Source organism: Mesorhizobium sp. M1307 (assembly GCF_040318155.1).
Classification (GTDB): Bacteria; Pseudomonadota; Alphaproteobacteria; order Rhizobiales; family Rhizobiaceae; genus Mesorhizobium.
This window is the reverse complement of the sequence record NZ_JAMYLR010000008.1, coordinates 115,601-141,064: the sequence shown is the minus strand read 5'-3', so window position 1 is coordinate 141,064 and position 25,464 is coordinate 115,601. Positions and strand designations below refer to the sequence as shown.

General features: G+C 61.9%; 23 protein-coding genes. 8 read left to right on the top strand and 15 right to left on the bottom strand.

The window, feature by feature from the left end:
• The first annotated feature begins 61 nt into the window (after positions 1–61).
• Positions 62–1,318, top strand: coding sequence for an Hsp70 family protein (locus NKH16_RS12760; RefSeq protein WP_352621889.1), 1,257 nt, complete (start codon positions 62–64; stop codon positions 1,316–1,318).
• A gap of 5 nt (positions 1,319–1,323) precedes the next feature.
• Here NKH16_RS12760 and NKH16_RS12755 read toward each other — a convergent pair whose 3' ends face one another.
• Positions 1,324–2,226, bottom strand: a complete 903-nt coding sequence (locus NKH16_RS12755) for a LysR substrate-binding domain-containing protein (protein WP_352621891.1) — start codon at positions 2,224–2,226, stop codon at positions 1,324–1,326.
• 280 nt (positions 2,227–2,506) lie between these two features.
• On the opposite strand from NKH16_RS12755, the gene NKH16_RS12750 reads away from it, so the two are divergent.
• The 3 genes from NKH16_RS12750 to NKH16_RS12740 are packed head-to-tail and all read left to right on the top strand — an operon-like array spanning position 2,507 to position 7,115.
• Positions 2,507–5,437 (top strand): molybdopterin oxidoreductase family protein, encoded by a 2,931-nt coding sequence (locus NKH16_RS12750; RefSeq protein WP_352899688.1) that lies wholly within the window; start codon positions 2,507–2,509, stop codon positions 5,435–5,437.
• Positions 5,434–6,168 carry a 4Fe-4S dicluster domain-containing protein gene (locus tag NKH16_RS12745; protein WP_352621895.1) on the top strand — a complete coding sequence of 245 codons (735 nt, stop codon included), beginning with the start codon at positions 5,434–5,436 and terminating at the stop codon, positions 6,166–6,168. Before NKH16_RS12750 ends, NKH16_RS12745 begins: the two co-directional genes overlap by 4 nt.
• 11 nt (positions 6,169–6,179) lie before the next feature.
• Entirely contained in the window at positions 6,180–7,115 is a 936-nt protein-coding gene (locus tag NKH16_RS12740; protein ID WP_352621897.1) for a dimethyl sulfoxide reductase anchor subunit family protein, read from the top strand.
• 2 nt (positions 7,116–7,117) lie between these two features.
• Here the strand turns inward: NKH16_RS12740 and pdeM are convergent, their stop codons facing one another.
• From pdeM to NKH16_RS12715, 5 genes are all read right to left on the bottom strand, one after another.
• Entirely contained in the window at positions 7,118–7,834 is a 717-nt protein-coding gene (gene pdeM, locus NKH16_RS12735; RefSeq protein ID WP_352641109.1) for a ligase-associated DNA damage response endonuclease PdeM, read from the bottom strand.
• Complete coding sequence (locus tag NKH16_RS12730; RefSeq protein WP_352899753.1) at positions 7,831–10,353, bottom strand: ligase-associated DNA damage response DEXH box helicase; 2,523 nt, start codon at positions 10,351–10,353, stop codon at positions 7,831–7,833. Before NKH16_RS12730 ends, pdeM begins: the two co-directional genes overlap by 4 nt.
• Positions 10,354–10,420: 67 nt before the next feature.
• Positions 10,421–11,281: a C40 family peptidase gene (locus NKH16_RS12725; protein WP_352899686.1), complete on the bottom strand. Its 861-nt coding sequence runs from the start codon at positions 11,279–11,281 to the stop codon at positions 10,421–10,423.
• 13 nt (positions 11,282–11,294) lie between these two features.
• Positions 11,295–11,645 (bottom strand): MarR family winged helix-turn-helix transcriptional regulator, encoded by a 351-nt coding sequence (locus NKH16_RS12720; protein WP_023676939.1) that lies wholly within the window; start codon positions 11,643–11,645, stop codon positions 11,295–11,297.
• A gap of 69 nt (positions 11,646–11,714) precedes the next feature.
• On the bottom strand, positions 11,715–13,079 hold the full coding sequence (locus NKH16_RS12715) for a leucyl aminopeptidase family protein (RefSeq protein ID WP_352621903.1): 1,365 nt from the start codon (positions 13,077–13,079) through the stop codon (positions 11,715–11,717).
• Positions 13,080–13,201: 122 nt separating this feature from the next.
• Here NKH16_RS12715 and NKH16_RS12710 point away from each other — a divergent pair, with 122 nt between their 5' ends.
• A complete protein-coding gene (locus NKH16_RS12710; protein ID WP_352744531.1) occupies positions 13,202–14,023 on the top strand; it encodes a tetratricopeptide repeat protein in 822 nt (273 codons plus the stop codon).
• Between the two features lie 116 nt (positions 14,024–14,139).
• Here NKH16_RS12710 and NKH16_RS12705 read toward each other — a convergent pair whose 3' ends face one another.
• From NKH16_RS12705 to NKH16_RS12665, 9 genes are all read right to left on the bottom strand, one after another.
• Positions 14,140–15,156: a type II secretion system F family protein gene (locus NKH16_RS12705; protein WP_023676936.1), complete on the bottom strand. Its 1,017-nt coding sequence runs from the start codon at positions 15,154–15,156 to the stop codon at positions 14,140–14,142.
• A gap of 9 nt (positions 15,157–15,165) precedes the next feature.
• The gene (locus NKH16_RS12700; RefSeq protein ID WP_023676935.1) at positions 15,166–16,179 is read right to left on the bottom strand and encodes a type II secretion system F family protein; all 1,014 of its coding nucleotides are present in this window, start codon (positions 16,177–16,179) and stop codon (positions 15,166–15,168) included.
• A 29-nt stretch (positions 16,180–16,208) separates the two neighbouring features.
• On the bottom strand, positions 16,209–17,717 hold the full coding sequence (locus NKH16_RS12695; protein WP_352455132.1) for a TadA family conjugal transfer-associated ATPase: 1,509 nt from the start codon (positions 17,715–17,717) through the stop codon (positions 16,209–16,211).
• Positions 17,718–17,746: 29 nt separating this feature from the next.
• Positions 17,747–19,030, bottom strand: coding sequence for a CpaE/TadZ family protein (locus NKH16_RS12690; RefSeq protein WP_352621909.1), 1,284 nt, complete (start codon positions 19,028–19,030; stop codon positions 17,747–17,749).
• Between the two features lie 55 nt (positions 19,031–19,085).
• The gene (locus tag NKH16_RS12685) at positions 19,086–19,820 is read right to left on the bottom strand and encodes a CpaD family pilus assembly protein (RefSeq protein WP_352899683.1); all 735 of its coding nucleotides are present in this window, start codon (positions 19,818–19,820) and stop codon (positions 19,086–19,088) included.
• A gap of 14 nt (positions 19,821–19,834) precedes the next feature.
• On the bottom strand, positions 19,835–21,361 hold the full coding sequence (locus tag NKH16_RS12680) for a type II and III secretion system protein family protein (RefSeq protein ID WP_352899680.1): 1,527 nt from the start codon (positions 21,359–21,361) through the stop codon (positions 19,835–19,837).
• Positions 21,358–22,173: a Flp pilus assembly protein CpaB gene (gene cpaB, locus NKH16_RS12675; RefSeq protein WP_023676931.1), complete on the bottom strand. Its 816-nt coding sequence runs from the start codon at positions 22,171–22,173 to the stop codon at positions 21,358–21,360. Before cpaB ends, NKH16_RS12680 begins: the two co-directional genes overlap by 4 nt.
• Before the next feature lie 189 nt (positions 22,174–22,362).
• Positions 22,363–22,881, bottom strand: coding sequence for an A24 family peptidase (locus NKH16_RS12670; protein WP_352541278.1), 519 nt, complete (start codon positions 22,879–22,881; stop codon positions 22,363–22,365).
• 149 nt (positions 22,882–23,030) lie between these two features.
• A complete protein-coding gene (locus NKH16_RS12665; protein WP_023676929.1) occupies positions 23,031–23,201 on the bottom strand; it encodes a Flp family type IVb pilin in 171 nt (56 codons plus the stop codon).
• Positions 23,202–23,543: 342 nt separating this feature from the next.
• Between NKH16_RS12665 and NKH16_RS12660 the strand changes: the two genes are divergently transcribed.
• From NKH16_RS12660 to NKH16_RS12650, 3 genes are all read left to right on the top strand, one after another.
• Entirely contained in the window at positions 23,544–23,966 is a 423-nt protein-coding gene (locus NKH16_RS12660; RefSeq protein ID WP_352613897.1) for a pilus assembly protein N-terminal domain-containing protein, read from the top strand.
• Between the two features lie 151 nt (positions 23,967–24,117).
• Positions 24,118–24,678: a TadE/TadG family type IV pilus assembly protein gene (locus tag NKH16_RS12655; RefSeq protein WP_352541276.1), complete on the top strand. Its 561-nt coding sequence runs from the start codon at positions 24,118–24,120 to the stop codon at positions 24,676–24,678.
• A gap of 30 nt (positions 24,679–24,708) precedes the next feature.
• Entirely contained in the window at positions 24,709–25,329 is a 621-nt protein-coding gene (locus NKH16_RS12650; RefSeq protein WP_023676926.1) for a TadE/TadG family type IV pilus assembly protein, read from the top strand.
• Positions 25,330–25,464: the final 135 nt, after the last annotated feature.

Sequence of the window (25,464 nt, the reverse complement as noted above, 5' to 3'; positions counted from 1 at the left end):
GACCCCCGGCTCGACCGGATACGAGCTGCTGCTCCCCAAATCAGAACTACAGGAACGCACGATGCGACCAGCATTTGCCGGTATCGACTTCGGCACTTCGAATTCCACCGTGAGCGTGGTCAGGAACGGGCAGCCGCGGCTGGTGGCGTTGGAAGACGGCCAGGTCACGCTGCCAAGTGCGGTATTCTTCAATTTCGAGGACAACCGCACCTATTTCGGGCGACGCGCCCTTGCCAACTATACGGACAGTATCGAAGGCCGCCTGATGCGCTCGTTGAAGAGTGTGCTCGGCAGCTCGCTCGCCCACGAAAAGACGCGCATCAAGGCGCGCTCGATCGGCTTCATGGAGATTGTCGGCCTGTTCGTCGGCCATCTGAAAAAGAAGCTGGAAGAAGAAGCCCATGACGCGGTCGACAGCGTCGTGCTGGGACGGCCCGTGCAGTTCGTCGACGACGATGCCGAGGCCGACGCCAAGGCGGAGCACGAACTCGAAAATGCCGCTCGTGCCCACGGCTTCAAGCACATCGCCTTCCAGTTCGAACCGATTGCCGCGGCACTCGACTACGAACAAAAGGTGACGCGCGAGGAACTGGCGCTGATCGTCGACATGGGCGGCGGCACGTCCGACTTCTCAATCGTGCGGGTCTCGCCCGAGCGCGCCCGCTCGCTTGACCGCAAAGACGACATCCTGGCCAGCCGCGGAATCCACATCGGCGGCACCGACTTCGACCGGCTGTTGAGCATCGCCCATGTGATGCCGCAGCTCGGCCATCTCTCACCGACCAAGGATGGCAAACGCAATCTGCCGGCGAGCTACTTCATCGACCTGGCGACGTGGCAGCGCATCAACCTGGTCTATACCGCAAGGGCGATGACGCATCTGCGCCAGATCCGCTATGAGGCGGAGCGCGCAGACCTGGTCGACCGCATCATCCACATCGTCGAGCATCGTTACGGCCACGCGCTGGCGGCGCTGGTCGAAAAGGCCAAGATCGAGCTGACGGACCGATCGTCGGCCGATGTCGAGGTCGCGCTGCCGGAGGTGAGGTTCACGGCAGAAATCACGCACAAGAGTCTCGAAGCCACCATAGCCAGGGACATTGAGCGTGTTGCGGCTACGGTCGAGCAGACCATCCGCGACGCACAGGTGAAGGCCTCGGATATCACCGCGGTGTTCTTGACCGGCGGATCGACCGCGATCCCGCTGGCCAGGCAGCAGATCCTGGCGCTGGTGCCGCAGGCGTCGGTAATCGAAGGCGATGTGTTCGGCTCGGTCGGGCTTGGGCTGGCGCTCGACGCGCAGCGGAAGTTCGGCTGATCGGCTTAAAGCGGCGCGGATCTCTCAGCTTTGCCGCCGAGATGCGCCTTGAGCGCCATCTGGGCCAGGCTTGGCTGCCGGTCGCGATGCGTGATCATGGCAAATTCGCGCTTCGGCAGATCGACCGGCACAGAACGCAGGCTGCCTTCGGCGACCGCGCGGGCGACGACGAGTTCCGAGATGATGCTGGCGCCGGCGCCAGCCTCGACCGCCTGGCGAATAGCCTCATTGCTCGGCAATACCAGGAATATCTGCAGGTCCGCGAACGAAACCCCGTCGCGTCGGGCAAGGTCCTCCAGCGCCTCGCGCGTGCCCGACCCGCCTTCGCGAATGATCCAGCGAAGCCCGCCAAGGTCGGGATGTCCAGGCGAAACTTCCGCGATCTCAGGGTGCGAGCGCGCCACGACCAGCATCATGCGATCGGTATCGACCTTGGCACGCCGCAAAATGTCGGATTCGGTGCGCCCCTCGACCAGGCCAAAATCGGCTGCGCCATCAAGTACATTGGTCTCTACCTGCCTGGTGTTGCCAATGCTCACGCTCAGCCTGACGGCAGGATAGGCTTCGTGGAAAGAGGCGAGCCGGCGCGGCAGCCAGTAACTGGCGATGGTCTGGCTGGCAGCGATCGAGAGACTGCCTGATATCGTCTGCGAGACATGCTCCAGCACATTGTGGGCGGCCGCAGTCCGCTCGAGGACCGCCTTGGCCTCGGGCAAGAATCGGCGTCCGGTCTCGGCGAGCTCGATATTGCGGCCCACTCGGTTGAACAACTGGACGCCATGCTGCTGTTCGAGCGAGCGGATCGCGGCGGATGCGGCCGACTGTGAGATGCCCAGCAACTCGGCCGCTTTGGTCATGTGCGCCCGTTCGGCGACGGCGACGAAGATCCGCAATTGGTCCAGAGTCATGCCAGCAATTAAGAAGCAACTCCGATTAGAATTACAAGAGCAAGTTGTTAGACGGATCGGTTGCTTTGTTCTAAATTTTGGCCCGAAATTGGAAAAAAGTCGCGCCAGAGCAGTCGAGGGTAGAATTGGTGGGGCGGTTCAAATCGGTGTTTGCGCACTGGACCCGCAGCCTGCGGCGGCGGCTCTTGGGTGAACGCTATCGGCCGGAAGAGCATTACATGCGCGGCCCTGGCCCGAAGACGAGAGCCAAGTTCGCGGAGCGCAAGAGCATCACCGGATCATGACCAACAACCTGCTGCGCGGAGCCAATTCGGCACCATCACAACGGCCGCTTGCCGATACGCGCGCCCCCGCTGAAGGCGACGGCGTCGATACTTCGCCTGATGTCTCCGACAGCATCGCCAAGACCACCTGCTATATGTGCGCCTGCCGCTGCGGCATCGACGTCCATATCAAAGACGGCAAGGTTCGGTATATCAACGGCAACAAGGATCATCCGGTCAATCGCGGCGTGCTGTGCGGCAAAGGCAGCGCCGGCATCATGCAGCATTACAGCCCGGCGCGGCTGACGAAACCATTGCTGCGCACCGGACTGCGCGGCTCGGGCGAGTTCCGCGAGATCGAGTGGGAGGAAGCTTTGTCGATCGCGACAGAACGGCTTTCCAACATCCGCCAGACCGATCCGAAGAAACTCGCCTTCTTCACCGGCCGCGACCAGTCGCAATCGCTGACCGGTTGGTGGGCGAGCCAGTTCGGCACGCCGAACTTCGCGGCCCATGGCGGTTTCTGCTCGGTGAACATGGCAGCCGGCGGCCTCTACACGATTGGCGGCTCGTTCTGGGAGTTCGGCGAGCCCGACTGGGACAACACCAAGTATTTCATGCTGTTCGGGGTTGCCGAAGACCATGATTCCAATCCGATCAAGATCGGCCTCGGCAAGCTCAAAGCGCGCGGCGCCAAGGTGGTTTCAATCAATCCCTGCCGCACCGGCTACAACGCGATTGCCGACGACTGGATCGGCATCCGGCCCGGCACCGACGGCCTGTTCGTGTTCGCCCTCATCCACGAATTGCTGAAGGCTGGCCGCATCGATCTCGAGTACCTCTTGCGCTACACCAATGCCCACATCCTGGTCGTTCAGGAGCCTGGAGCTGTCGATGACGGGCTGTTCATGCGCAATGGCGACGGCAATCCGCTGGCTTGGGACAGGGTGGCGAAGATGCCTGTCAATGCCAGCGATGCCGACGCGAAGCCCGCATTGACCGGCAGCGTTCTCGTCGACGGCCGCCGCTGCGTGCCAGTCTTCCAACTCGTCGCCGACCGTTATCTGGACGAGAGCTATTCACCGGACGCCGTCGCTGACCGGTGCGGCATCTCCGCCGACACCATCCGACGCATTGCCGCAGAACTCGCCCATGTCGCCTTCGAACAGCAAATCGAATTGCCGGTGGCCTGGACGGACTGGGCCGGCCGCCGGCACGAGACCATCAAGGGTCGGCCGGTGTCGATGCATGCGATGCGCGGCATCTCGGCCCATTCGAACGGATTTCACACTTGCCGCGCCATTCATCTGCTTCAGGTGCTTCTCGGCACGGTGGACGCGCCGGGCGGCTTCCGCTTCAAACCGCCTTATCCGCGGCCCGCGCCGCCGGCTCCAAAGCCCGCCGGCAAGAATGTGAAGCCGATGACACCGCTCGAAGGCATGCCGCTCGGCTTCGTCTGCGGACCGGAGGACCTGCTGATCGATGAAGGCGGCAAGCCTGTTCGTATCGACAAGGCATACTCCTGGGACGCGCCGCTGGCCGCCCATGGGCTCATGCACACGGTCATTCGTAACGCCTGGGCGGGCGATCCCTACAAGATCGACACTCTGTTCATGTACATGTCCAACATGGCCTGGAACTCGTCGATGAATACGGTCGAGACGATGGCGATGCTGACCGATATCGATGCGTCGGGCGAGTACAAGATTCCGTTCATCATCTATTCCGACGCTTATTATTCCGAGACCGTACCTTTTGCCGATCTGGTGCTGCCGGACACGACCTATCTCGAGCGTCATGACTGTATCAGTCTGCTCGACCGGCCGATCAGCCATGCCAACGGGCCGGGCGACGCGATCCGCCATCCCGTCGTCGAGCCGGACCGCGACGTCAGGCCGTTCCAGACGGTGCTGATCGAACTCGGCGCGCGGCTCAGCCTGCCCGGCTTCGTTGACGACGACGGCTCCGCCAAATACCGCGACTATGCCGACTACATCGTCAATCACGAGCGCACGCCAGGTGTCGGTCCGCTCGCCGGCTGGCGCGGCAAGGACGGGGCCTCGGTCGGCAAGGGCGAGGTCAATCCCGACCAGTTGCAACGCTACATAGATAATGGCGGCTTCTGGCACCAGGACTTCGCCGCCGATCAGCGCTACTACAAGATGGCCAACCGCTCGTATCTCGAATTCGCTGAGAGCATGGGCTTCATGCCGAAGGCCGAGCCGATCGTCTTCCAACTCTATTCGGAGCCGATGCAGCGCTTTCGCCTTGCGGCGCGCGGCCATGGCGGGGTGCTGCCGCCGGAGGCGGAGCGCAGCCGTATCGAGACCTATATGGATCCGCTGCCGTTCTGGTACGCGCCCTTCGAAGAGGCTGCGGTCGACAGCCAAGCCTATCCGCTGCACGCGCTGACGCAGCGGCCGATGCACATGTACCATTCCTGGGGCGGGCAGAATGCGTGGCTAAGGCAGATCACCAGCCAGAACCGGCTGTTCGTGCACAATCGGACCGCCGCCAGCCTCGGGCTTGCCGATGACGACTGGGTGTGGATCGAGAGCATCAACGGCAAGGTCAAAGGACAGATCAAGCTGGTCGACGGCGTCAACGCCAATACGGTGTGGACCTGGAATGCGATCGGCAAGCGTCGCGGCAGCTGGGGGCTGAAGGATGATGCGGCCGAATCCAATCGCGGCTTCCTGCTCAACCACATCATCGGCGACCAGACCTCTGCCGATGCGAATGGCAAACACTATTCGAATTCCGATCCTGTCACCGGCCAGGCGGCATGGTTCGACCTGCGCGTGCGCATCGTCAAATGCGCAGACGAGGAAGCAGGCTTCACCGAACCGCAGTTCGAGCGGTTCCGACAGCCACCGCATTTTGAGCCCCCGCCCGATAAGCTTAGTTTCGGCGCCGAATTCCGTCGGGAAAGAGAAGCTGCCAAATGACTTGCCTTCCCACCCACACCGACAAAAAGCTCGGCCTGGTCATTGACCTCGACACCTGCGTCGGCTGCCAGGCCTGCGTTACCGCCTGCAAGGAATGGAACACCGGCGGCCACATGGCGCCGCTGACCGACATCGACCCCTATGGCGGCAATGTCGACGGCGTCTGGTTCAATCGGGTGCACAGTTATGAGCACATCACGGAGATGGGTGGGCGCACGGTCAATTTCCCACGCTCCTGCCTGCATTGCGAGACACCGGCCTGCGTCACCGTCTGCCCGACCGGCGCCTCCTACAAGCGGGCGTCGGACGGCATCGTGCTGGTCGACGAGGACAAATGCATCGGCTGTAAATTATGCAGTTGGGCCTGTCCCTATGGCGCACGCGAATTCGACACCGATGTCGGCGTGATGAAGAAATGCACGTTGTGCGTCGACCGCATCTACAACGACAATCTGGCGGAGGAAGATCGCGTGCCCGCCTGCGTCGCTGCTTGCCCGACCAGCGCGCGGCATTTTGGCGATCTGGGCGATCCGGCATCCGCTATCTCGCAACTGGTGGCCGAGCGCGGCGGTGTCGATCTGATGCCGGAAATGGGCTATAAGCCGACCAACAAATATCTGCCGCCACGTGCCCACACCACCCGCGCCGCATCGGTGCCGGCGCCAGCGCTTGAAGCGGTGCAGGCTGAAGGCGGCTTCCTCGGCTGGGTCGACCGCATGCTTTCGAACTGACCCGTGCCTTCATGCATCCAGCCTTCTCCGTCGTCTTTTTCACCACGGCCACGGGCGCCGGTTACGGCCTGCTCGCGCTGCTTGGCGTGCTCGCCGGACAGGGCTTTATCCCGCCCGATTTCTGGCTTGGCCTCACCGGCATGGGGCTGGCGCTTGGCCTGATCTCGACAGGCCTGCTGTCGTCGGCCGGCCATCTCGGCCGGCCCGAACGCGCCTGGCGTGCCTTCTCGCAATGGCGTAGCTCATGGCTGTCGCGCGAAGGTGTTGCCTCGGTCGCCACCTTCGTGCCGGCGGGGTTGTTCGCTATTGGCTGGGTGGTCCTCGGCCGTACGAGCGGCTGGGCGGCTGTCGCCGGGCTGCTCGCTGCCATCGGCGCGGTCGCAACCGTCTGCACCACCGGCATGATCTACGCGTCGTTGAAGCCGATTGCCCAGTGGCACAGCCGCTTCACCCTGCCCGCCTACCTGGTCTTTTCGGCGATGACCGGCAGCGTACTGCTCAACGCCCTGCTGCAGGGATTTGCCGCAGGCTCGAATATGCTTCTGGCGGGTGCCCTGTTGCTGACCGCGCTCGGCTGGGGTTTGAAGCTGGCGACCTGGCGATACAATGACAGGCTGGAGATCCCGACCAATGCCAACACCGCAACCGGGCTTTCCGGCGGCACGGTGCGGTCGCTGGAATGGCCGCATACCGAGGAAAACTATCTGCTCAAGGAGATGGGTTTTCGCATTGCGCGTAAGCACAGCGCTAAACTCCGCCAGATCACGCAGGTGCTGGCCTTTGCTTTGCCCGCGTTGCTGCTGGTCGCGGCGTTCGCCTTGCCGTGGCCCTATGCGGCAGCACTGTCGATACTCGCCGCAATCGCCCAACTCGCCGGAATGCTGGTCGAGCGCTGGCTGTTCTTCGCCGAGGCCAAGCACACGGTCACTTTGTACTACGGCAGGTAGGTTCAGCCCGGCCTGAGCATCGCGTGGGAAATCGCGAAAATGCGCTCTGTGCCAAGCATATAGGCCATCAGCGTTTCGCGGCGGAACAGCCCGGCATAGGCGCGATCGAGCACGTTGAGCGAGCCGGTATAGGCGCCGAAAGCCGGCATGATCATGCGGCCGCCATCGCCGGCAAAGCAACGACGCCGCACCGAACGGCCTTGCTGCACGATGCGGGCGCAAGGATGCAGGTGGCCTGATATCTCGCCTTCCACTCTCACCGCCGAAGGCTCGTGCCGGAAGAGTAGCGAGCCTATGGCCAGCTCGCGCACGGTCTCGCCTGGCAAGTCGGCCGGCGCTTCAGGATCATGATTGCCGGCGACCCAGAACCAGTCGCGCCCGACCATCAGCCCTTCCAGTCTTTGGCGAAAGCTCGCGTGCATACGTGCGGCGCCGCCGCCATCGTGAAAACTGTCGCCCAGGCTGATAACGATCGCAGGCTGATAATCGGCGATCACCGCCTGCAGCCGGAGCAACGTCGCACCGGTGTCGTAAGGTGGGGCCAGCGTGCCGCGCCTGGCCAGTGATGAGCCTTTTTCCAGATGCAGGTCGGATACGGTCAGAAGCCGGAATTCGGGAAAATAGAGCACGCCGCGACGGTCGCAGATCGCGCGTTCGCCGGCGATACGGACAGCGCCCGCATCCGCCAGAGGCGCAGCCATGGCGAGCGCGACAGTCATTTCGTCCCCATGGCCTCCTCGACCAGCGTGGCTGCATCCATCAGCAGCGTGTCATCGGCCTCGCCGTGCACCGGCATTTTGCCGATCTCGAGCATGATCGGCACGGCGAGCGGCGATATCTGCTCGAGGTTCTTATGCATGATTCGACCTTGGACGCGCGAGAGCATCTCGGCAAGTCTGCTGACATCCAAGAGACCGGTCGCGGCATCGGCACGCGTCGCCTGCAAAAGGATATGGTCGGGCTCGTGGCTGCGCAGCACGTCGTAGATGAGATCCGTCGACACGGTTACCTGGCGGCCGCTCTTCTCCTGCCCCGGGTGGCGTTTCTCGATCAATCCCGAGATCAGCGCGCAATTGCGAAAGGTGCGCTTCAACAACCAACTGCCGGCGAGCCAGGCTTCGAGGTCGTCGCCCAGCATGTCCTGATCGAATAGCGCAGCCAGCGACGGTTTCTTCGCCCTGAACATATGGCCCATATCGGCCAGCGACCATATGGCAAGCGCATAGTCGGTGGCGACGAAGCCGAGCGGCTTGGCTCCCGCCCTGTCGAGGCGGCGGGTGAGCAGCATTCCGAGCGTCTGGTGCGCCAGCCTGCCCTCGAACGGATAGGCCACCAGATAGTAGCGGTTGCCGCGCGGAAAGGTCTCGACCAGCAGATCGTCGCGTTTCGGCAGCACCGACTTGTCGGCCTGGAAGCGTAGCCAGTCGGCGACCTGCTCCGGCAGCTTCTTCCAGCGCTGCGGATCGTCCAGCATGGCGCGGACCTGTTCGGCCAGGTACGTCGAAAGCGGGAATTTGCCACCACCGTAATACGGCACCTTGGCGTCGCTGCCGGGTGCATTCGAGACAAAGCACTCATTCTCGCGGATACCTTCGAAGCGCAGCACCTTGCCGGCGAACATGAAGGTGTCGCCATGCGTCAGCGTTTCGAGGAACGCCTCCTCGATCTTGCCCAGAACCCGGCCGCCACGCGAGGCCGCGCCTCTGCTGCCGGCCTGGACGTAGCGGACGTTGAGCGCCGGCACTTCGATGATGGTCCCGACGTTGAGCCGGTATTGCTGGGCGACGCGAGGATTTGAGACCCGCCACAGCCCGTCCTTGTTGAGACGAATACGGGCGTAACGTTCGTAGTTCTTCAAGGCGTAGCCGCCGGTGGCGACGAAATCGATGACGCGATCGAATGTCGGCCGGTCGAGATCGGCATAAGGCGCGGCCGTCCGCACTTCTTCGAACAGCGCATCGGCATGGAACGGCGCACCGCAGGCGCAGCCCAGCACGTGCTGCGCCAGCACATCGAGCCCGCCGTTGACCAGCGGCGGGGTATCCTGGGCGCCGAGATAATTGGCGTCGAGCGCCGCCCTGCATTCCAGCACCTCGAAGCGGTTGGCCGGTATCAGGATCGCCTTAGACGGCTCGTCCATACGGTGGTTGGCGCGGCCGATGCGCTGCGCCAGCCGGCTGGCACCTTTCGGCGCGCCGACATGGACGACCAGGTCGACATCGCCCCAGTCGATGCCGAGGTCGAGCGTCGACGTGGCGACGATGGCGCGCAGGGCGTTCTCGCCCATTGCCTTTTCGACACGCCGGCGCTGCGCGACGTCGAGCGAACCGTGATGCAGTGCGATCGGCAAGGTCTCCTCGTTGACCCGCCACAACTCCTGGAACAGCAACTCCGCCTGGCTGCGCGTGTTGACGAACAGCAGGGTTGTCTTGTGGCGCTTGATCTCGTTGTAGATTTCCGGCGTTGCGTAGCGGGCCGAATGTCCCGCCCACGGCACGCGCTCCTCCGAATCGAGAATGGAGATATCGGGCTTGGCGCCGCCAGTGACGACGATCAGTTCGGCCATCGGCCCCGGTGGATCCTGACTGACCAGCCAGCGCCGCAATTCGTCAGGCTCGGCGACCGTCGCCGACAGGCCTATCGTCTGCAGTGCGGGCACAAACGAGCGCAGCCGGGCCAGCCCGAGCGACAGGAGATGCCCGCGCTTCGAGGTCACCAGCGAATGCAATTCGTCGAGCACGACATAGCGCAGGTCCTCGAAGAAGCGCATGGCATCGGGCGCAGCAATCAGCAGCGCCAATTGCTCGGGCGTGGTCAGGAGAATGTCGGGCGGCGCCAGCTTCTGCCGCTGGCGCTTGTGTGCGGGCGTGTCGCCGGTGCGCGTCTCGACGGTGACCGGCAGCCCGATTTCTTCGACGGGTTTGCCGAGATTGCGCTCGATGTCGACGGCCAGCGCCTTCAGCGGCGAGATGTAGAGTGTGTGGATGCCTCGATGCGCCTGCCCCGGCCTTCTCCTCGGTCGGCCGGCCAGTTCGGTCAGCGATGGCAAGAACCCGGCCAGCGTCTTGCCGGCGCCGGTCGGGGCGATCAGCAATACCGACCGGCCGCCCTGGGCTTTGGCCAGCAAATCGATCTGGTGGGCGCGCGGCGACCAGCCCTTTTCCTCAAACCATTTGACAAATGGCTCGGGCAGGACGACGGCGGCATTCTGTTGGGCAAGGCGCGGCTGCTCTGTCACGCGCCAGAGGTAGCGCGGCGGCGCGCAATCGCCAAGCAGAATCAGAACAAAAGGTGATCGATTCGCGTTACGGCCGGCGAAACCCGGTCGGTCCGCCATAGAGATAGCCGATACGGGCGACCGCCTCCCTCAGTCCTTCACGCGACACCAGCATGGTGTGGCCGTTGGCGTGGATCATGGTCTCCGGGTCCGTCATGATCGCGACGTGGCCTTTCCAGAAGACCAGGTCGCCGCGCCGCAGCCCGGCAAAATCCGGCCCGGGGTCGAGCGGTTCACCAACGGTCGCCGCCTGCATGTCGGTGTCGCGCAGCACTTGCCTGCCAGCCATGTGCATTGCAAGTTGCACGAGACCGGAACAATCGATGCCGAATCCGGAGACGCCGCCCCACAGATAAGGCGTGCCGAGAAACGCCTCGGCGACCGCGACGTAGTCGGGGTGAACCTCGGCGATCGGCCTGAGATGACCCGAGATGACCGCCTGGCCGGACGGCAGCAGAGCATAATGCGTGCCGCGCGTTTCCGCTGAGCCCGTCACCGCCACCAATGACCCCATCGAGAGCTCCCCGCCCACCGGGAACCGCAAATCCGGTCCCGGATAGAGGAAAGTGCGCGGCACCGAGACAACATGGGTGGGCGCATGCTCCCGACCGCCCAGCACGGTGTCGGCGACATAGCCGACATAGCCGTCGCGCTCGGCCTGTATCCAGGCCCAGCCCTCAACGTCCTCGAAGACGAGGACGTCTTCGCCGAACAGAAGCTGGGTATCGACCCCGGCATCCGGGCGCGGAGCCTTGCGGACATCGGCCACGGAGGCTGATATGCGAGCCGGCCGGCCGGCGACGAAACGGTCGGCGGAAACCTCGCCTTTCAGCCTGGCGTCGGCGAGATCGGAGCGGAAGGCATGGAGGCGGGCATCCCTGGCGGTCAAATCGGCAACTCGTTCAAATGGGCAACTCTTGGGCTCTGGCAATGATAACATCGCCAAAGCGCTCGACAAAGAGCGCGCCTTCGACTGTACGCCTGACCAGCACGTTGCGCTTGTCGAGCTCGTCGCGGTGGCGCGACACCAGTTTCAGCGCCCCCATCGTATCGAGCGCACGGGTGATCACCGGCTTGGTGACGTTGAGGCGGGCGGCTAACCCCCGCACCGTGTGTGGCGGCGGATCGAGATAGATGGTGAACAGGATCGCCGTCTGGCGCATAGTGAGATCGGGCGCGTCGTCACGCACCTCGGATAACACCACCTGTTGCCATAGTCGCAAGGCCTGGCTTGGACGCATGATAATCGACATCCGTCCAGCATGACGGAAAATTGTTTCGGTTCCGTTTCAGTCAATACCTTCGTCGGCTATGCCCGAGAATCAGCCGTAGCGGTTCGAAATGACCTGCTCCAGCGCCCGGATGCCTTGCGCTTCGCCACCGGCAAGGCCGTGCGGGCGGTCGAACGGGTTCCAGGCGAAGATATCGACATGCGCCCAGCCGGCGGTCTTTTCCACGAAGCGCTTCAGGAAAAGCGCCGCGGTGATCGAGCCGGCGAAACCATCCGACGTGACGTTGTTGATGTTGGCCACCTTCGACGCCAGCTTGGCGTCATAGGGCTTCCACAACGGCATGCGCCATAGCGGATCCTCGACCGCAACGGAGGCGTCCGCCAGCTCGGATGCAAGCGCCTCGTCACCGGTGTAGAACGGCGGCAGGTCGGGACCGAGCGCAACACGGGCAGCGCCTGTCAGCGTCGCCATATCGACCAGCATCTGCGGCTCTTCGTCATCGGCCAAGGCCAAGGCATCGGCGAGCACCAGCCGTCCTTCGGCGTCGGTGTTGCCGATTTCGACGGTGATGCCCTTGCGGCTCACCAGCACGTCGCCTGGCCGGAAGGCGTTGCCGGCTATCGAATTCTCGACAGCCGGGATGAGCACGCGCAGCCGAACCTTCAACCCGGTGGCCATGATCATGGAAGCGAGACCCAGCACGTTGGCAGCGCCGCCCATGTCCTTCTTCATCAAAAGCATGCCCGAGGACGGCTTGATGTCGAGACCGCCTGTATCGAAGCAGACGCCCTTGCCGACCAGCGTTATCTTGGGGGCATTGTTCGGCCCCCAAATCATGTCGATCAGGCGTGGCGCGTCGGCAGAAGCCCGACCGACGGCGTGGATCATCGGAAAGTTGGCGGTAAGAAGATCGTCGCCTTTGGTCACCGATATTTCGGCCTTGTGCGTCGCGGCCAAGGTCCGGGCGGCCTTCTCCAACTGCCCAGGGCCCATATCGCTGGTCGGCGTGTTAACCAGATCGCGCGCCAGGAAAATGCCATCGGCGAGGCGGCGGATGCGGGCGGCGTCGGTGCCTGCCGGCAGCGCGAGGCGAAGCGTCTTGCCTGGCTTCTTGCCGTAGCGGGTGAAGACATAGCCGCCGAGCGCCACGGCGAGTGCCGTAAGCTCCGGCTTGGCCGGTGCGGACGCAAAATGCCACTCGCCTTCGGGCAAGGCTCTCGCCAGTGCGCCGATGGCCAGTGCGCCCTCGCCATCACCGGTGCCGAACAGGGCTCCGGCAATCGCGCCGTTGTCGCCAGGCACGATCAGCGTCCTGCCGGCCTCGCCGGAAAAGCCGTTGGCCTTGGCCCAGGCGACCGACGATGGCGCAAGGCCCGCCGCCGCCAGAGCATCCTTCGCCACCAGATGGACCGGCAGCGCATTGCTCAATTCTTTCTCGACGAGTTCGACAGGCATTCGCTGGCCTCCGGCTTCCGAGTCGGCGTTTCTTAACTCTCCGTTAGGGTTAACAGAATATTTCTGCGGGAGGAAAGATGACCTCGCAAATGGTCACGCGCATGAACGGAGCCCTGGTGCCGATGCCGACCAACCGCAGGATGAACGCCAGCGCAAATAGGCTGATCAGCACGGCGTTGATGATGGCGCTTGCCGCAGGCGTCGCTGGCTGCGGAACCAGCAAATTGACGACTGGCTCGATTTCTCGTCCAAGCGGCAAGCCGCTGGAAACAATGTCGGCGGGCGAACTGCACAACGCTACGATGGCGCTCGGCCAGTCCTATTCGAAAAACCCCAGCGACAAGCGGATCGCGACAAATTTTGCCGCGGCGCTGCAGATGGACGGCGACGCAGACCAATCGCTTGCGGTGATGCGCAAGCTGGCGATCGCCCTGCCGAAGGACCGCGACGTGCTCGCCGCCTATGGCAAGGCGCTTGCCGCCAACGGACAGTTCGAGCCGGCTCTCGATGCCGTGCGCCGCGCCCAGACGCCCGAATATCCTGACTGGAAACTGGTATCGGCGGAAGCTGCTATTCTCGACCAGCTCGGCCAGAAGGACGAGGCGCGCCAAGGCTATCGCAAGGCGCTTGACCTCAGGCCGAACGAACCGTCGATCCTTTCCAATCTCGGCATGTCGTACGTGCTGGAAGGTGATTTGCGCACAGCCGAAACCTATATGCGCTCAGCCGCCCAGCAGCCGAATGCAGACAGCCGCGTCCGCCAGAACCTTGCGCTGGTCGTCGGTCTGCAAGGCCGTTTCGACGAGGCCGAGAAGATCGCCTCGCAAGAGCTGTCGCCGGATCAGGCGCAGGCTAACGTCGCTTACCTTCGCCAGATGCTGGCGCAGCAGAACGCCTGGAGCCAGCTCAAGGACCAGGACAAGGCAAAGCCCGCCACCAACTGACCGCTTCGAGCGCCGAACCGGCGCGCAAATTCCGCAACATGTCTAACGCAAAGAGCCGCGCTGCACCGGCAGCGTGGCCCTGAATCGTATCAGCGTTTCTGGCAACGCCGCTGGCGCTACTCGCTGCTGGATTTCGGCTGGTCGCCAAAGATGCCGCGCTGGCTCACCTGGATGCCGGCGGGACCCAGAATGATGGCGAACAGCACCGGCAGGAAGAACAGGATCATCGGCACGGTGAGCTTCGGCGGCAGCGCGGCCGCTTTCTTCTCGGCGGCATTCATGCGCATGTCGCGGCTCTCACTGGCAAGCACCCGCAACGCATGCGCCACGGGCGTGCCGTAGCGCTCGGCCTGAACCAACGCCTGGGACACCGACCTGACGGATTCCAGGCCAGTTCGGCTTGCAAGGTTCTCGTAGGCCTGCTTGCGCTCCTGCAGATAGGAAAGCTCGGCGTTTGTCAGGATGAATTCTTCCGCCAATGCCACCGATTGCGCGCCGATCTCATCGGCGACCTTGCGAAGCGCCGCTTCCACCGACATGCCGGACTCGACGCATATCAGCAACAGGTCGAGCGCGTCCGGCCACGCCATCTGAATCGATTGCTTGCGCTTGGTAGCGCGGTTGTTGACGTAGAGCACCGGCGCGTAGAATCCCGCATAGGCTACCACGATGCACACGAACAGCTTCACGAAAAGCGGCTGCTCGGGCAATCCGCCGAGCACGAACAGATACATCGCCGCCAATGCAAAGCCGATGAAGGGCAGGACGAGACGGAAGAAAAGGAAGCGCGTCAGCGGATTTTGCCCGCGAAAACCCGCCACTTTCAATTTCTGCAAGGTACCTTCATCCGCCAGCGCACGCCTGAGATCCAGGCGATCGACAATATTGCGCATGCCGACCGACTGTTCTTCGCGCAGGCCCTTGCGGCGGCGGTCGGCTTCGACTGCCAGCCGCGCGCGCTGCTTGGCGCGCAGCTCATCGCGCTCCAGCGCTACGGATTTCATGCGCGCCTTGAGCTGGTTCCCGCCAAAAGCGGGCAGCAGCGTGAAGACGGTCGCAAACACCGCGATGCCGACCAGCAGTGCGATCAGCAGGGACGGGTCGGTGAGAGTTCTGATGACGTGATCGGTCATACGCGAGTCCTAGACTTCGAAATTCATCATCTTGCGCATTACCAGGACGCCCATCGACATCCAGATGCCGGAACAACCGAGGATCAGATGGCCGGTGCTGGTGATGAAGAGGGGCATGATGTAGTTCGGGCTCGTCAAATAGACGAGAAAGGCGACGACGAAAGGCAACGCGCCGATGATCACGGCGGATGCCTTGGCTTCCATGGACAATGCCTGGACCTTGGCTTTCATTTTCTTGCGGTCGCGAAGCACGCGCGAAAGATTGCCCAGCGCTTCGGAAAGATTGCCGCCGGCCTGAGACTGGATCTGGATGACGATGCCGAAGAAGCTCGCCTCGGTGCAGGGCATCGTTTCTGGCATGCGCATGGCCGCGTCGGGGATCGACAAACCCATTTGCTGCGAATCGACTATGCGGCGGAACTCGGTCTTGACCGGCTCGGGGGATTCGTTGGCGATCAGGCGCACGGCGTCGTTCAGCGGCAGGCCGGATTTTACCGCACGCACGATGATATCGAGCGCGTTCGGAAATTCGTTGAGGAACGCCTTGACGCGGTGCGCGCGGCGAAACGAGACGAACCAGCGGGGCAGACCCAAGACGCCGACCAGCAGCGCAGCCGGCAAGACCAGCAAGGGTGCGCCGATGAAATAGACAAGAGCCGTCAAGACGACTCCGCAGACCGCCGAGTAGACATAGAAGCGCTCAAGCGAGATCTTCATGCCGGCCTGACGGATTTGGATCTTCAGCGGTGGTTTCTTGACCAGGCTCTGATTGGACTTTTGCTTTTGATCGAGATCCTTCAGCGAATCCTGGACGGACTTGCGACGCTTGGCCGCTTCCGCCACGCGATCGCGCGACGCCTTGACGACGGAACGATCCGTCTCGGCGGTCTTGATCGATTCAAGCCGCTTGCCGACCTGCTTCTCGGTGCTGATCCGGTTGAACAGGAAAGCATAGGCCACAGCGCCGGCGCTGAAGCCGGCGAGCACGACGAATGCCAATACGGTGCCGTCAATTCCGAACATCGACCCTGGCCCCCACGCTTCCAGACGGATCAATCAGCGCGTTTCTCCATCGCCTCGAGCGCGACCGCGAGGCGCTGCTCCTCACCGTAGTAGCGGGCGCGCTCCCAGAAATGCGGACGGCCGATGCCAGTCGACACGTGCTCGCCCAGCAGTCTGCCGTTCGCGTCCTCGCCCTTGATGTTATAGAGAACGATGTCCTGGGTGATGATGACGTCGCCTTCCATGCCGATCACCTCGGTGATGTGGGTGATACGCCGCGATCCGTCGCGCAGGCGTGCAGCCTGTATGATCACGTCGACGGAGCCGACGACGATTTCGCGCACCGTTTTTTGCGGCAGCGTGTAGCCGCCCATAGCGATCATCGACTCTATACGGTTGAGGCATTCGCGCGGGCTGTTCGAGTGGATCGTTCCCATCGAGCCGTCATGGCCGGTGTTCATCGCCTGCAGCAGGTCGAACACTTCGGGTCCGCGCACTTCGCCGACGATAATACGTTCGGGGCGCATGCGCAGACAGTTCTTGACCAGGTCGCGCATGGTCACTTCGCCCTCGCCTTCGAGGTTGGGCGGACGGGTTTCGAGACGCACCACATGCGGCTGCTGCAATTGCAGCTCAGCCGAGTCTTCGCAGGTGATGACGCGTTCCTCCCGGTCGATATAGTTGGTCAGGCAATTGAGCAGCGTCGTCTTGCCTGAGCCGGTACCGCCCGAGATGACAATGTTGCAGCGGACACGCCCGATGATCTTGAGAATCTCGGCCCCTTGCGGAGAAATCGAGCCGAACTTGACCAGCTGGTCGAGCGTCAGCTTGTCCTTCTTGAACTTGCGGATGGTAAGTGCGGTGCCGTCGATAGCCAGGGGCGGTGCGATGACGTTGACACGGGAGCCATCAGGAAGACGCGCATCGCAGATCGGGCTTGATTCATCGACGCGGCGGCCAACCTGGCTGACGATACGCTGGCAGATGTTGAGGAGCTGCTGGTTGTCGCGGAAACGGATGCCGGTCTGCTCGACCTTGCCGTTGACTTCGATGTAGACGTTCTTGGAGCCATTGACCATGATGTCGGCAATATCGTCGCGGGCAAGCAGTGGCTCCAGCGGCCCGTAGCCCAAAACGTCGTTGCAGATATCCTCGAGAAGCTCTTCCTGCTCGGCGATGGACATCGCGAAATTCTTGATCGCGATGATGTCGTTGACAATGTCGCGGATTTCCTCGCGCGCGCTTTCGGGATCGAGTTTGGCGAGCTGCGACAGATCTATCGTATCGATGAGTGCGGCGAAGACCTGGCTTTTGGTGTCGTAGTAGGTTTCGCTCTTTTGGCGCTGGATACTTTTCGGCTCCGGCGCCAATGGCGGCGGCTCGACCGCACGGCGAACCGCCGGCGCGGCAGGCGCGCCGGATGGTGGCAGCGCCGCCGACCTGGCAGTTACAGCCGCTTCCACAGGGTTCGCGGCCGCCGGCGCAGCAGGTGCGGGTGCTGGCTGACGGAATTCCGGAATGGTCCGGTTGCCGTCGTCGCTGCCTCTTTTACCAAACATGATCGCTTACCAATTCCACCGCTGAGGCATCACTTCTTGTTGCGCGAAAGCTTGCCGATCAGATTGCCGAGGCCAGCCTTTTTCTTCACCTTGATTTCGCTGCGCCCTGTCAGCACATGGGCGATCTCGTTGATCGTGGCGACAACCGGACTCTTGGCATCCATCTCACCGAGCATACGTCCGTTGTTGGCAGCATTTCCGAACAAAAGCGGCTCGAACGGGATGACCGACATCGGCGAAAGGCCGAGCGATTCGGAGAAGTCGGACGGCGTAATCTCAGGACGTTTCGGCACACCGGCCTGGTTGATCACAAGCTTTGGCGCGGGGTCGTTCGGACGAAGCCGCTTCAGCATGTCGACCAGGTTCTTCGTGTTGCGCAGATTGGCAAGTTCGGGCGTCGCAGTGATGACGATCTCGTCGGCCTTGACCAGCGTGTTCTTGGTCCAGCCGGCCCACACGTGGGGAACATCGAGCACGAGGAGCGGCGCGCTACGCTGGGCTATGTCGATAAGCTGGGTGAAGGCGTCGGGATCGAAATCGTAGACCCGCTCCAGGGTCGAGGGGGCCGCAAGCAGCGACAGGTGCTCGGCGCATTGGGCGAGCAGCCGGTCGAGATAGACCTCGTCGACGCGTTCCGGCGAGAAGACTGCCTCGGCAATGCCTTGCGCCGGATCCTGGTCGAAATTGATATTGGCCGTTCCGAAGGCGAGGTCGAGATCGGCGACAACCACTTCGGATTTGAAAAGGGACGACATGGCCCAGGCCACATTATGGGCTATGGTCGAGGAGCCGACGCCGCCTTTGGCGCCGATGAAGGCAATCGAGCGGCCGATCGGCTCAGCTTCCGGATCAACGAAGATCGAAGACACCACGCTGACTATGTCGGCCATCGATACGGGCGCGATGACATACTCGGAAATGCCCGAACGGATGAGTTCGCGATACAGGCCGACATCGTTGTAGTGGCCGACAACCACCACCTTGGAGGTCGGGTCGCAATGCTCGGAGAGCTGGGCGAGTTGTTCCAGCAACAGCTTCGGCTCGCTGCGCGATTCAAGCAGGATCAGGTTCGGCGTCGGCGCCGACTGATAGAATTCGATAGCGGTGGGGATGCCCCCCATATGCACCTTCAAATGGGCCTTGGCCATGCGGCGATCCTCGCCGGCGCGCTCGACCGGATTGGCTACGCCTTCGGTCTCGCAAAATGCCTGGATCGAAATGCGCGGGATCGGCCGCAACGCCTGCATCGCGGCAATATCCTGCTCCGAGGTTTCGCCGCCCGGTACCTCTGTGTCATAGGCAAGATTGCTCATTGTCATCACTTTCCGTGACTTGCGCGGCTTAGGGTTTGTTGAGCCTCAACACTCGTTAATATTCGACTTCCGAATTGCCGAGGAATTCGTCCGAAATACCTCTGTCACGATAGACGTCGATCACCGCGCCGCGATTTTCCGCGTCGATCGGCGTCGGCTTGCGTGGCCCGATCAGATCGGACGGATTGGCCATCTGGGCAGCCAGGTTGTTCTGATACGAACAGCCGAAATCGGCATAGTGCTTGTTTTCCGAAGTCTGCAGCAGGTCTTCGGGCCAGCGCCCGCATTTATCCGTCTGAGCCTTCACCGAGACGTAGGCAACACGAACCGGTGCAGACGCTTCGGCCGAAACAGACTGATAGGACCGCATGTCGATCCGCTTCCGGCTGATGCCGCTGGCTATGGCCAGCCTGGCGAAATCGCGGCCGGCGGCGGCCGCCGCGATTTCGTTGGCCGAACCGCTCGGAATCTCGATCGTCAGCACCGGAGCCGCGCTCCTGTCGTATCCGTCCAGGAAGCCCAGGAGCGTGTCGCGCTGGGATCTGGTCATGCCACGGTCGCCGGCGCCGACCGGAAGGTCGATCTTCTGTATCTTTTCGGCTATGACGATCGGATGGGTGGTGCGATAATCGTCCGGTATGGCACCCACCGTGACGCTGTCGCGATTGGCGCAGCCGGCCAGCAATGCCGCCACCGCGATCGCCATAATGGGAACGGCCGGCCGCCAGATTCGCGAATGGACCGACCGCGTCGCGGTGATCGCCCGTGCCTTCGATGCTGCCTTAGACATGACCGCTTCCCCGCTTACTTGTAGATGAAGCCGACAACGCCGTGGTAACGGCCGTTGGGCTTGTCGGTCTGCATGGTGCCGTAGACACGGTTGACGCGGCCAAGGAAAATGCCGGCACCATCGCTGGCGGCGTTGAAATTGTCATCCGGCTTGGCAAGATCGTTGCGCGCCACCGGCTTCACCAGATAGGGCGTAATGATGATGACGAGCTCGGTCTCGTTGCGAACGAAATCCCTACTGCGGAACAGCGCGCCAAGCACTGGAATCTTTGTCAGACCGGGCAAGCCGTTGACAGCTTGCCTGAGATCATCGCGGACAAGGCCGGCAATCATCATCGAGCCGCCCGAAGGCAGTTCCACTGTTGTGTCGGCCAAGCGCTTGCGGAGCGACAGGGCATTCATGCCCGGGCTCGTTACGCCTTCGGACAAAGACACAGATCCCTCCGTTGTCGGCTCGGAAACCGAGGTTCTGACTTTCAGGCTGATACGGCCGGGAGACAGCACCACAGGCTGGAATTCCAGGCCAATGCCGTATTCGATCTTCTCGACCGAATACGTCTTCAGACCGGTCTGGTTATCGTTTGATACGGCTTGGGAAACGCTGGTCACCATGTTGTATTCGCCGCCAACCTTGAAGGTCGCCTTCTCGCCGGATACGGCCGTCAATGTTGGTTCGGCGAGGGTTTTCATGACACCGGACTGTTCCATGGCATTGATGTAGGCCTGCAGCGTCGAGCTCCCGATAGAGAGGCCCGAGTTCGACAGCGACTTGCCCAAACCAGTGAAATTGTCGCTTACCGCGCCCCAGCTGATGCCGTTGCTGCTGCCGTTGCCCACCATGTTGACGCCGAGCTGCTTCATCACCGAGCGGCTGACTTCCGCGACCGTCACCTTCAGCGTCACCTGGTCGTCGCCGATGATCTGCAGCAGGTTGACGATCTTGCTGACGCGGCGCTCGGCATCCGGGTTATCGATCGCGACGCCGGCTTCAGCCGAACCGCCGGCAGCGGTCTGCGAATATTGACCCGTGGTTGCCTCGCCGCCGGACACGAAAATAGTTGCCAGATCGGCCGCGCGCTTGGCGTCCAGAGGAGTGTCCACGGTTCCGGTCAGGACGACGTTGTCGTTCAGCAACTCGACCTTGACCTCCGATGACGGGATGAAGCGCTTGATATAATCCTCCAGCCCGGCGACGTCACGTTCGACCGCTAGGTCAAGGCTGACGATCTGCTCGCCATTCGGGCCAAAGACGAAGATATTTGTCTCGCCGACCGCCTTTCCAAACAGATAGATGCGCCTGGCGGTGCGGGTCACCGCGTCGGCTACAGCGGGGTTGGCGACGAGAATGTCGTAGGCATCGCTCGGGAGGTCGATGACCACCGACTTGTTCAGTCCGAGCTTAACCCGCTGGGTGGCGGTCGAAGCCGTCACCCTGGCATTGCCTGCCGCATTGGCATCGACAATGCCATATGCACTCGTTCCAAGGAGAAACAGGCCGATCGCCGCAGCCAGGATGAGCGGCAGTTTGGTCTTTAGCCTCATTTCCTTGCCCCCACTTCGGAAACTTCGCCCGACTTGATCAACCGCACGGTTCCGCGCCGGCCATTGCCGGAAACCAGGTAATCGGCTTCGCCCACATTCTTGTCCTGACTGTCCTTGATCGAGCGCAGCGCCAATGTCAGGCGATCCGCCATCTGCTGTGCGACGGTGATGATCTCGGACTGCTGCGGCGTCAGTTCCAGGGTGGCGGTCTGGCCAACCCTGGTCTTCTTACCTTCCTCGTCCTCCTGAATGGTCTGGTCGATCGCCAGGACGCGAATGTTCTTCAGGATAGTTTCGGTCGTGAAGCCCGGACCACCGCCGTTGGCGGGATCGGCTCTGCGGGTCATGATGACGTCGACGAAATCGTTGGGAAGAATAAAGCCACCGGCCGAGGTGTCGGCCGAGATGCTTGTGGCAACGGCCCGCATGCCGGAGGGCAGGATCGACGACATGAAGCTTTGCCCTTCACCGATCAGCTTCGAGCGCCGCAGCGGCTCGCCGGCGTAGAGCGCCACGCGAGCGACGGCGCCCTTCAGCTTGTCCAGCGCTTCAGGCTCGGCGGCGCGGGTGATGAAATTTGCGTTGATGCCTGCGGACGGCCATGACTCCCAGGAAATGTTGTTTTCAAGCGGACTGCCCATCGGAACGTCGCCGGAAAGAACAAGCACATCCTGCAGCGCGATCGCCGGCGCCTGAGGACCGGAATCGACAACCGGAGGCGGCGGAGCCACGACCATGTTCTTCGCGACATAGCCTGCACCACCGGCCGCGGCTATCGCCACGCTCAGAATAATCAATCGGGATGCTGGCATCTGTCCGAACCTCGCCTTGGCAAACCACGTAGCCAAGCGGGACTTTGCAGCGGCAATCGTCAAAACAAGGTTAATGTTATACTTACGATCGTGATTAATTTAACGTTTATATAAATTGGATCGACAAGCCCGGCCCGAAGGAAAACGTGGCCAACTCGCCTGCTCGGCGCCAACCGCGTAAAGTGAACTTCAGCCCGCCAGCCTGGTAAGTCCCCAGGCCATCAATGGCGAGTCGGAATAGGTGAGCAGACCGCCAATGCCAAGCGCGATGCCGTACGGAACGCCGGTCGCCTCATCGGCGAAATGGCGCAGGAACGGATTATGGCTTGTGACGGCGGCAAGCGGCGATTTTCGATAGGCGAGGATGGCTAGCGTCAGCAGGCCGCCGATGAATGTCGAGGCGACGAGGTATTCGATGAGATGGATGTTCAGTCCCATCCACATGGCAGTGGCAGCCAGAAGCTTGGCGTCGCCGCCGCCCATGCCGCCCAGCGCGAACAGGCCGAACGTCACCGCGAGAACCAGGCCGGCGGCGGCGAAATGCCAGCCATAGGTGGCCCAGTCCATACCGGTCAAAGGCGCAACCAAGGCGAAGACGACCACAAGCAACACCGGCACGCGATTGGCGATCGTCATCGAAAGCATGTCGGAGATCGCGGCAAAAAGCATGCAGAACGGAAATACGACGAAGATCACGGCTTCAAGCATCGGCGCGCCTATGACCCAATTGCATCTGGCCCCCAACCCAATCCTATTCGACTAACGACTGATGAGGCGCAAATTTCAATTCATACCAGGACTAAATAAGGGCCGCCAGTGCGGCGGCCCTTATTTCAGAACAACCGAACCCGTTACGGTCAGCTACCGTTCACCTTAGTGGAGATGGCGGTGAACTTGGCGTTCAGCGAGTTGCCGAGCTGGCCGGCGCCGACCATGATGGCGAGTGCGATAAGAGCGGCGATCAGACCGTATTCGATAGCGGTCGCGCCGGATTCGTCCTTCACAAAACGTGCGATGAGGTTAGACATTCGAGCTCCTACTCCAATTGTTACAGCACTTCCGTCAACTTCTCTTGGTGGCTGATCGGATACTGCGAATCTAAGGAGAAGCTGTTTCAATCGGCTTAATAAACAGGCTTACCGATTCCTTTCCCGCTTCGACGACATTGCGTGGTTAACCCAGAACTAAAATACCCGCCGCCAGGGCCTCGGCCGACAAAAGGCGCAACAGGCGCAATTCGGCAAAGACGTTTCAGCCGTGCCGGCTAGGCCCAATGCCGGTTCCGGCTTGATCCTGAATTCCAGCCGCTTAACGGTTGGTTCACCAATCTCGTTCATGTTCCGTTGAACAGTTTGCCAGGGGGCGCCTCAATGGCCGGGCCGAGATCATCATTTCCAGTTGCCGTGCTTTTTGCCGCAGCGGCTTTCGCCTTTCCAGCCAAGGCCGGCGCCGGCATCGAGGTGACGATGAACCAGGCAAAGATCATCAAATTGTCGCGCGCCGCCGATACGATTGTCGTCGGCAATCCGGCGATCGCCGACGCCTCCGTGCAGGACGCATCGACGATCGTACTGACCGGCAAGGGATTTGGCGTCACCAATCTCGTCGTCCTCGACCAGCAGGGCAATCCGATCGTCGATGAGCAAATAACCGTCGTGCGCCAGGCAGCGTCGTCGGTGCGCATCTATCGGCGTTCCGAAGTACAGACCATGTCCTGCGCGCCATATTGCGAAAGCTCGTATAAGAGCGATGCCGAGAAGGCCTCTGAAGCCGAAATGAGCGCCGTGCATTAGCTAGCCGACGTCTCCGTCTTTGGCGGGAACGTGCTTCGGTTATCGCCGGGTTAAGGCCTTCCCGTTGAATTTAACGGTCATTCCAACCGGACTTCAATCGGTTCCGACTAAGGGTGGACCGATACAGAAGCGGCATCGGCGGGCAGCGGACATGAGCAAGGCAGGACGAGCAGGCTCTCCAAGACGGTTTTTGGGCGACCGCCGCGGAAGCACGGCGATCGAATTCGCCATGCTTGCAATTCCTTTCGCGCTTCTTGTCTTCGCCATCCTGGAGAGCTGCATTTCTTTTGCCGCACAGGAAGTGATGGCAAACGCAACCGACGACATCGCGCGCCAGCTGCGTACCGGCCAATTAAGACCGACCGATGTGTCCGGCACCAAGCTGCGGGATATGATCTGCACCAAATTGGAGATCATGGTCGCGAAGACCTGTCCCGGATTGCTGGTGGACTTGCGCGAATATCCGACCTTCGCCGATGCGGCGCTGGCCGGTTTCAAGATCCAGGATGGCGACGTCGTGCTGACCAAAGGCACGAGCACACAGACCTTCACCGTCGCACCTGGCCTGGCGGAGTCGAGAAACATGCTGCGTGTTTTTTACAAATGGCCGGTGATGACCGACTTCATGGCCAAATCGATGGCCAACCTGAAGGACGGCAAAACGCTGCATTTTGCTTCGATCACTTGGCAGAACGAGCCGTTCGACAACTGAACCACGTAGTCGCTTGAAAAGGGCAAAGCCATGATTCGTGCGGGGGCACAGCTGGGCATCGCAGGGATTTGTACAAGAGCAGTCCGGCTTTGCTCGGACCGCCGCGGTATTGCGGCTGTCGAGTTTGCCCTCATCGTGCCTGTCCTGTTGATCATGTACTTTATGACAATGGAGGCCTCGCAAGCCATCGAGACCAGCAAGAAGGTCAGCCGCATCGGCAGCATGGTAGCGGACCTCGTCACGCAGCAGCAGACCGTCAAGGCGGCCGATGTCGATGCCATCATGGCGATCGGCAGTTCCACGCTCCAGCCCTACAACCGCTCGAAACCGAAGATCATTATCACGGCGATACAGGTGACCAACGAGACGACGCCGAAAGTCCTGGTCGTGTGGTCGCGCAAACTGGTCGATGGCGTCTCTAGCGTCGACGCTGTCAAGGATTCCACCACAACGGTCCCGAGCGCGCTCAAGATCAAAGGCACGTTCCTCATCCGGGTCGAAAGCGATCTCGCCTACAAGCCAATCATCACCTGGTCGGCGGACGGCCAAAGCCGGTTCGGGTTGAGCTCGGTCTTCAATTCGATATCGATGGCGGAAACATATTATCTGCGGCCGCGCAGGAGCCCGACCATTCCGTGCAGCGATTGCTGACGCCTGAAGCCCGCTAACCGGTCTGTTGCTATTGCTTGCGACCGCGGGCCGAGACTAGACGCACTATGGCTGCAGCCAGCACATCCCTCGGACCGGCAACGGTTCGACGACGATACCGATACGGAACGTTCCGAT

Coding starts and splice junctions, on each gene's coding strand:
- NKH16_RS12755 (WP_352621891.1), bottom strand. CDS start 2,226: ATGACTCTGGACCAATTGCGGATCTTCGTCGCCGTCGCCGAACGGGCG.
- pdeM (WP_352641109.1), bottom strand. CDS start 7,834: ATGACTGTCGCGCTCGCCATGGCTGCGCCTCTGGCGGATGCGGGCGCT.
- NKH16_RS12650 (WP_023676926.1), top strand. CDS start 24,709: ATGATTCGTGCGGGGGCACAGCTGGGCATCGCAGGGATTTGTACAAGA.
- NKH16_RS12705 (WP_023676936.1), bottom strand. CDS start 15,156: ATGACCGATCACGTCATCAGAACTCTCACCGACCCGTCCCTGCTGATC.
- NKH16_RS12655 (WP_352541276.1), top strand. CDS start 24,118: ATGAGCAAGGCAGGACGAGCAGGCTCTCCAAGACGGTTTTTGGGCGAC.
- NKH16_RS12685 (WP_352899683.1), bottom strand. CDS start 19,820: ATGTCTAAGGCAGCATCGAAGGCACGGGCGATCACCGCGACGCGGTCG.
- NKH16_RS12660 (WP_352613897.1), top strand. CDS start 23,544: ATGGCCGGGCCGAGATCATCATTTCCAGTTGCCGTGCTTTTTGCCGCA.
- NKH16_RS12750 (WP_352899688.1), top strand. CDS start 2,507: ATGACCAACAACCTGCTGCGCGGAGCCAATTCGGCACCATCACAACGG.
- NKH16_RS12740 (WP_352621897.1), top strand. CDS start 6,180: ATGCATCCAGCCTTCTCCGTCGTCTTTTTCACCACGGCCACGGGCGCC.
- NKH16_RS12760 (WP_352621889.1), top strand. CDS start 62: ATGCGACCAGCATTTGCCGGTATCGACTTCGGCACTTCGAATTCCACC.
- NKH16_RS12745 (WP_352621895.1), top strand. CDS start 5,434: ATGACTTGCCTTCCCACCCACACCGACAAAAAGCTCGGCCTGGTCATT.
- NKH16_RS12715 (WP_352621903.1), bottom strand. CDS start 13,079: ATGCCTGTCGAACTCGTCGAGAAAGAATTGAGCAATGCGCTGCCGGTC.
- NKH16_RS12710 (WP_352744531.1), top strand. CDS start 13,202: ATGCCGACCAACCGCAGGATGAACGCCAGCGCAAATAGGCTGATCAGC.
- NKH16_RS12665 (WP_023676929.1), bottom strand. CDS start 23,201: ATGTCTAACCTCATCGCACGTTTTGTGAAGGACGAATCCGGCGCGACC.
- NKH16_RS12720 (WP_023676939.1), bottom strand. CDS start 11,645: ATGTCGATTATCATGCGTCCAAGCCAGGCCTTGCGACTATGGCAACAG.
- NKH16_RS12695 (WP_352455132.1), bottom strand. CDS start 17,717: ATGTTTGGTAAAAGAGGCAGCGACGACGGCAACCGGACCATTCCGGAA.
- cpaB (WP_023676931.1), bottom strand. CDS start 22,173: ATGCCAGCATCCCGATTGATTATTCTGAGCGTGGCGATAGCCGCGGCC.
- NKH16_RS12680 (WP_352899680.1), bottom strand. CDS start 21,361: ATGAGGCTAAAGACCAAACTGCCGCTCATCCTGGCTGCGGCGATCGGC.
- NKH16_RS12700 (WP_023676935.1), bottom strand. CDS start 16,179: ATGTTCGGAATTGACGGCACCGTATTGGCATTCGTCGTGCTCGCCGGC.
- NKH16_RS12690 (WP_352621909.1), bottom strand. CDS start 19,030: ATGAGCAATCTTGCCTATGACACAGAGGTACCGGGCGGCGAAACCTCG.
- NKH16_RS12670 (WP_352541278.1), bottom strand. CDS start 22,881: ATGCTTGAAGCCGTGATCTTCGTCGTATTTCCGTTCTGCATGCTTTTT.